The sequence below is a fragment of the Kitasatospora sp. NPDC007106 genome (genome assembly GCF_040634455.1).
Lineage (GTDB): Bacteria > Actinomycetota > Actinomycetes > Streptomycetales > Streptomycetaceae > Kitasatospora > Kitasatospora arboriphila.
Genome location: NZ_JBEYFP010000972.1, coordinates 1 through 2,063, shown reverse-complemented (window position 1 = coordinate 2,063; position 2,063 = coordinate 1). Strand labels below are relative to the sequence as shown.

Below are 2,063 nucleotides of genomic sequence, written 5' to 3'. Positions count from 1 at the left end.
CCTTCCTGAGGGACGCATCCGCCGCAGTACTCGGCCACCTCCAGGAGCCCTCCAGGTCGAGCGCTTCTTGATCTGCACGCTCGAGACACCCTGAGTGCTCCTCCAGCAGCGGCTCGCCGTCGCTGAAGCCGAAGGCCGTGTCGGCGGGGGACAGCACCTCGCCCCAGCGGCCGAATCCGCCGTCGGTGACCTCCAGGTGGATCCGCCTGAGCAGCGGGGGCATCGGATGCCCGACCGCGGCCTCGAGTTCGGCCGCGGGTGGCGCCCGTGGTGGCAGCTCGCCGAGGCGGTCCTGTCCGCGGATCCGCTGGAGGATGTCGTCGTCGGTCATGCCGGCGTCGGTAGCAGCCGCCCCTGTTGCTCCGTCAGGGCCGGCGCGCCGGACGGCACTCGACCGAACACCCGGGGAGAGCGGCGCGTGCTTCGGCCCGGCACCGGCCCGTCGCTGCCGCTCGGCACCACGGCGCTCACGCAGCTCCGACTCGCAACAGACGAGCCACAAGTCGGCCAACTCTTCGAGCAAATCGCCGAGGTGTGCGCGTGAGACGCCGCAGAAGGCAGGATGGGTCAAGGCCATACGGGCCCACTTCTTGGTCACGCTCGAAGAACCCGTGCGGCAGCATCCACTGTGCGAGTCGTTGGATTCCGTCCGGCGGATGAGGACTTAGGTCAGGTCAAGTTCGCCGACTCGCTGATTCCCGCTGGTCTCCCCGGTCGGCCGGAACCCGAGACCCAGGTAGAAGGCTTCCGGACCGTTTCCGCCCGGGTGCCAGGTGGTCGTCAGGCGAGTGCCGCCGCGGCGGCGAATCTCAGCGGCCACGGATTGCACCGCGAAGCGGCCGTACCCACGCCCTTGTTCCCCGGCTGCGATGTTGAGGCGCCAGAGGCCGGAGCGAAGGTCGGTGCCCCGACCGTCACCGGCGAAGTCGATGTCGAAGAACGCCATGACGAAACCAACGGGCCGGTCGCCGTCAAGGATGAGTCGGGGCCAGGCCGTGTCGGGGTGCACATACGCTTCTGCAAGCGACTTCACGACCGGAGCGACCAGGTGCTCCTGGTCTGGACGCACCTTCAGGCCGATCGCGGCGTCGAAGTTGTCGGGGCTGATGTTCTCCAAGCGGAGCATGGTCTTCATTCGGGAACTGTAAGCCAGTGGATCAAGCGGGATTCTGTGCCCGCCCCACAGGCGGCCTGCCGATCGACCACCGCTCCGACTCGTCAGCCCAGTACACGCACCAACCTCACTCGCGGACCGCGCCGTAATTCACCGTGCACGAGCAGGGCGAGCGAGTAGGGTGACGCAGCCCGTCCGGTGATCAACGGGGCCGGGTTCGGTGCGGAGGAGGGGGAGACGCATGGAGTCCGACACCGTGGTACGTCCGGGGGCGGCCGGGCCGGAAGGTCCGGGTGGCCGGAGGCGGCCCAATGCGGTGGGCCAGGCTTCCGCAGCGTTGGTGCTGGCCGGGGGAGTGCTCGGCGCGATGTGGGGGGCGGGCCTGTTCTCCGGCACCCCGGCGCCTGCCGCCGCGGGCAAGCCTGCCGTGTGCAACCCGCCGAATGCCACCGACTCGCCCGAGTACCCGGCCCTGTGCGCCGCGCTCAACCGCCGCGACCTGCCGGCGCTGCTCGGTGTACCGACGGAGCACGTCTCGGTCGCGCAGTCCGGCGGCGGCCCGACCACCTACTGGGACGGGACGACCGAGTTCGACGCCTCCGCCCAGGTGCAGGTCGGGCCGGTCATGGTCCGCATCTCCCACAACCACGACGTGTCGGTGCGGGACATCGCCGGCCTCGCGAGCCTGCGCGCCGAGCCGGCGACGGTACTGGGCCACCCCGCGGCGCGCTACCGCAGCACCACCCTGGCCCTGGTCTTCAAGGGCGGGAAGAGCAGCACGGGCACCGGCGGCACCGCCCGGCACCTCGCGGTCGCCATCGGCCCGGACGAGGGCGCCGACACCGTCGAGTTCGCCGTCTGGCGCCAGGACGACGAGCCGCCGGACGAGGGGGCACTGCTGCGGATCGCCGAGCAGGTCCTCCCCGCCGTCCAGGGCTGGCTGCCCGCC

2 protein-coding genes and 1 pseudogene are annotated in these 2,063 nt (G+C 70.9%); 1 reads left to right on the top strand and 2 read right to left on the bottom strand.

Annotated elements, in window-relative coordinates:
• Both ABZ641_RS34650 and ABZ641_RS34645 read right to left on the bottom strand, forming a co-directional pair.
• Positions 1–331, bottom strand: a pseudogene (locus tag ABZ641_RS34650) (hypothetical protein); the annotation flags it as partial.
• 333 nt (positions 332–664) lie between these two features.
• Positions 665–1,135 (bottom strand): GNAT family N-acetyltransferase, encoded by a 471-nt coding sequence (locus tag ABZ641_RS34645; protein WP_344623122.1) that lies wholly within the window; start codon positions 1,133–1,135, stop codon positions 665–667.
• A 220-nt stretch (positions 1,136–1,355) separates the two neighbouring features.
• Here ABZ641_RS34645 and ABZ641_RS34640 point away from each other — a divergent pair.
• On the top strand, positions 1,356–2,063 hold a 708-nt coding region (locus ABZ641_RS34640), incomplete at its 3' end, for a DUF6215 domain-containing protein (protein ID WP_359988327.1).